The sequence below is a fragment of the Microcoleus sp. PH2017_09_SFU_O_A genome (assembly GCF_020738625.1).
Classification (GTDB): Bacteria; Cyanobacteriota; Cyanobacteriia; order Cyanobacteriales; family Microcoleaceae; genus Microcoleus.
The window spans coordinates 1-3,608 of sequence record NZ_JAEQCF010000171.1 but is presented as its reverse complement, the minus strand read 5'-3'; the positions used below and the strand labels follow the sequence as shown (position 1 = coordinate 3,608).

The window sequence follows — 3,608 nt, the reverse complement described above, 5'->3', positions numbered from 1 at the left end:
CAAGGGTATGGCTTTTCTAATTTTGATAATTTTAGAAATCGCGTATTAGCTTGTTTCTTGCATTAGATAAAATTATCACCATAAGTTCTGGAGAGCCGGGGAATGTTTCTCACCATGCTCAAATACAAAGCTCAAGAGTGCGATCGTAATTATGTTGAAATCAACAGATTCTTTCCTTCTTCTCAGTTATGCGCTGAAAAGTTGCTACCGATCCCGATGCTTCAGAAAGGATTTGATAGCTTGAATGTTCGCTTTGTAGACTGTCCTCACTGCGGAAAAAAACACGATCGCGATATCAATGCTGCGATCAATATCAGAAATGAAGGCTTGCGGATTTTGGCGTTAGGAACTAGCGCTGCTGCCATCGGAGGGAATGTCAGACCAAAGCGATCTGCGGGACGTAAAAAATCCACGATTGTAGAGGCAATTCCCACTGAGGATGGAAGCCGACACCATACTGTGATTCAGTTGGAGTAGGTAGTTCACTAACGTGCCGTCGAAGTTTGGTAGTTGCGTGCGATCGAGAAAAGTTGTATAGCTACTTATCGGCAGTGATCTATACTAGCCATTTTATGTTTTTATCCATTAGAATCTAGAAGTAAATATAAAGTCAGTTTAATTAATAGTTAGTCTATTTGGTTGTTGAGAAGGCTAGTACCTTTAGACAAAGGAATCTAAGTTATGGAATTCTTTATAGTCTTCCTTCCTGTAATAGCGCTCCTTCTATTGATTGTGTGGTCTGTTAAATGGTTTGGTGCATGGTCTGCTAAGGTAAAGGCTTCCTTGCCAAGTATTTCTAGAGAGGCTCGTGTCGTTACCAAGCGTCAGCATCACTTACCTGGTCTGTCATTCGGAACAATGTATTATGTAACCTTTGAATTTTCCGATCGCAGCCGAGCAGAGATTGTTTTATATGCTCACGATTATGCTATGCTGGCCCAGGACGATCGAGGAACACTTTTTTATAGTATTTGGCCGGGTAGCGCTCCAGGAAAACTTGATTCTATGACAACTTTGTTTAAGCGATTCGATCGAGATTTGACATAGCCAGTTGATGTTTAAAGCTTGGCAAACCTCTCAGCTTCAATATGCAACATTTCAAATCGTGGTTTTACAAGATAAAAGAGTAAACACCCCGTGACGTTTGTCCGGGGATGTGAGGTTGTTGCCAAGTTTAATCTGCCTTCAGTTTGTTTAGATTGACAGATTTAAGCGACTTGTATCAAATTGATACTCGAGCGGGCTAAAGCCGCTGAGATTCTGCTGACAAAGTAAGCTTTAAGTTTTACTCCCGCTACGACCATCAAACGCCGTCTACTTAGTCACCTAAATTAAATTTAGGTTTCCAGTTACTTTTACTGTTTCAACGCTTTCCGAGTCCATCACGCTCGGCCTTGATGCGGTACGCTCAACAACCTGCTATTACTTGCCCTTTACTGTCATACTGTCATCAAGTTTGCACTCTTTCCGTTGTTTCCAGGGGCGGGAATTTCACGCCAACTAGGATGTTTCAACACGTAGATGGTTGTTCTTACTCACTTCTCGATCGTAATACAATATTTTAATAGAAATAGCAAAGAAAGAACATGGGGACTGAAGTCCCCCGAGCCGCTTCCCTAGGAAGGACTAAAGTCACGCTTGTTTCCCGCATCCCGTATTGATTTTTATGAAAGTAGGTTAAATTTCGGACTTCTGTGCTTGCGCTTCCGGGACTGCAACTTCTGCATCCGGCAGATTGACAGCAACTTCTGCGGATTCTGCAAGAGATTCTACAGTTTCTAATGCCTCGGGAGTGCGCTTAGAAAATCCCCAGACAAACATTAAGGCGATAGAAGAAACTACCAGCCACTGGGGAGGTACTAAACTCTCATTAATTACTTTCACCAGCAATCGCATTCCCACGAAACCGACTGTAATGTAGCCAGCATCTTCAAGGTGTACGAACTCATCGAGCCAGCGGATGAACAAGCCTGCCATAAATCGCAGGGTTATGATGCCAATTGTCGCGCCAGTCAACACCAGCCAAGTTTGGTCAGAAATCGCGATCGCAGTTGTAACGCTATCCAAAGAAAAAGCTAAATCCGTCAGAGCAATTACTGGAATTGCTTTCCACAGAGACGCAAATCTGGGGCCGTGATGTTCTCCATCAGAGTCAGCCTCTGACGCAAAGTGCTGGAAAACTAGCCACAGCAGATACAGGGCTCCCAGCAGTTCAAACTGCCAGAACTGGATCACCCAAGTCGCCGTTAAAATTAGTGCTATTCGCAGTACAAAAGCAATTATCAAACCGATGTTGAGAGCTTGTTGCTGTAGCTTGGGTTCTTCTAAACCTTTGGAAATAGATGCCAGGGCGATCGCGTTGTCAGCCGAAAGCACCGCCTCCAAAGCTACCAAAACCAACAATAATAAAAAGGTGTCAACTCCCAAATTGGGTGAAGCCTCGAGAAATTGATCTAGCATTAATTATTTTGTACACCTAACGATTTGCAAGGGTCGAGCTGCTATACAAATCCTAGACAAGTCTAGACATTTGCTTCTTACTTCATCGGGAGCATGGGAGCGGTTATCCCTCGGTAAGCTTTCACGTTTTAGCCAAGCGCGATAAATTAATTGCTGCGTTCAAATCTCTGTCCATCGAATGACCGCAACTTCCACAGTTGTAAGTCCTTTCTGCCCGTGGCATATCTTGAATATGTCCGCAGTTTGAACAAGTCTTGCTCGAAGGAAACCAGCGGTCAGCAATGATTATTTCACAGCCAAACTTTTTAGCTTTGTATTCCAGTTGACGTTTGAATTCATAGAATCTACAATCAGCGATGACTTGAGCTAGTTTGTGATTGGCTAGCATCCCCGAAACATTTAAATCTTCTACTACTATCGTTGCGTGGTTTTTGCCTAAGTAAGTAGTGATTTGATGAAGAGTATTTTTTCTGAGGTTTGCTATTTTTGCATGATGCTTCGCTAGTTTTTGTTTAGCCTTAAATCTATTGCTAGAGCCTTTCGTCTTTCTCGATAACTCCTTTGACAGCCTACGCAACTTATTGAGATGCGTTTTGTAATGCTTTGGGTTAGGAAAAACAACACCCGTTGAAAGTGTTGCTAACTCTTTAACTCCCAAGTCAACACCCACCGCATCGTGTTGCTTTACAGTTGGTTCATGCTCCTGTTCGTAAGCAAAAGCAATAAACCAACTGTCGGCAGTTCGAGATATTGTAATTGACTTGCAGGTGGTGTGAGGCAATCCGACCTGGGTTTTTACCCAACCGATGGTTGGTAGGTTTATGGACGTACCATCTACCGGGATTGGTTTGCCACCTGCATCTATCGTGAAGGAATCATGATGACCCTTCTTCTTAAATTTGGGATATTCACCTTTTTTGGAGAAGAACCGAGTGAAAGCATCCCCTAGATTGTCAAAAGCATATTGAGTGATCTTCTGGCAAATTCCCGCTTCTTTAATCCATGTAAACTCAGGTTTTACATGATTGTTAAAGAATTTCTTGAGCAGGTATTTGTTGGGCTTCAATCCATCTTTGTAAAGATTACTCCAAGTAGCCAATCCCCAGTTATAAGTAAACCTCGCTATTCCAGCGTGCTTGCTCATGACT

At 42.8% G+C, this 3,608-nt stretch carries 4 protein-coding genes; 2 read left to right on the top strand and 2 right to left on the bottom strand.

Features of this window, described 5'->3' with window-relative positions; translation table 11 throughout:
- The first annotated feature begins 102 nt into the window (after positions 1 to 102).
- Positions 103 to 477, top strand: coding sequence for a transposase (locus JGK16_RS32325; protein WP_293193971.1), 375 nt, complete (start codon positions 103 to 105; stop codon positions 475 to 477).
- Between the two features lie 204 nt (positions 478 to 681).
- Positions 682 to 1,047 carry a DUF2500 family protein gene (locus tag JGK16_RS32320; protein ID WP_293193969.1) on the top strand — a complete coding sequence of 122 codons (366 nt, stop codon included), beginning with the start codon at positions 682 to 684 and terminating at the stop codon, positions 1,045 to 1,047.
- Positions 1,048 to 1,677: 630 nt separating this feature from the next.
- Here the strand turns inward: JGK16_RS32320 and JGK16_RS32315 are convergent.
- Positions 1,678 to 2,460, bottom strand: a complete 783-nt coding sequence (locus JGK16_RS32315) for a DUF475 domain-containing protein (protein ID WP_293186448.1) — start codon at positions 2,458 to 2,460, stop codon at positions 1,678 to 1,680.
- A gap of 121 nt (positions 2,461 to 2,581) precedes the next feature.
- Positions 2,582 to 3,608 (bottom strand): RNA-guided endonuclease TnpB family protein (locus tag JGK16_RS32310; RefSeq protein WP_293193967.1); only part of this gene is annotated, 1,027 nt, incomplete at its 5' end.

What these genes read in the sequence shown, in the direction of transcription:
- JGK16_RS32320 (WP_293193969.1), top strand. Translation starts at nt 682, where the DNA reads ATGGAATTCTTTATAGTCTTCCTTCCTGTAATAGCGCTCCTTCTATTG.
- JGK16_RS32325 (WP_293193971.1), top strand. Translation starts at nt 103, where the DNA reads ATGTTTCTCACCATGCTCAAATACAAAGCTCAAGAGTGCGATCGTAAT.
- JGK16_RS32315 (WP_293186448.1), bottom strand. Translation starts at nt 2,460, where the DNA reads ATGCTAGATCAATTTCTCGAGGCTTCACCCAATTTGGGAGTTGACACC.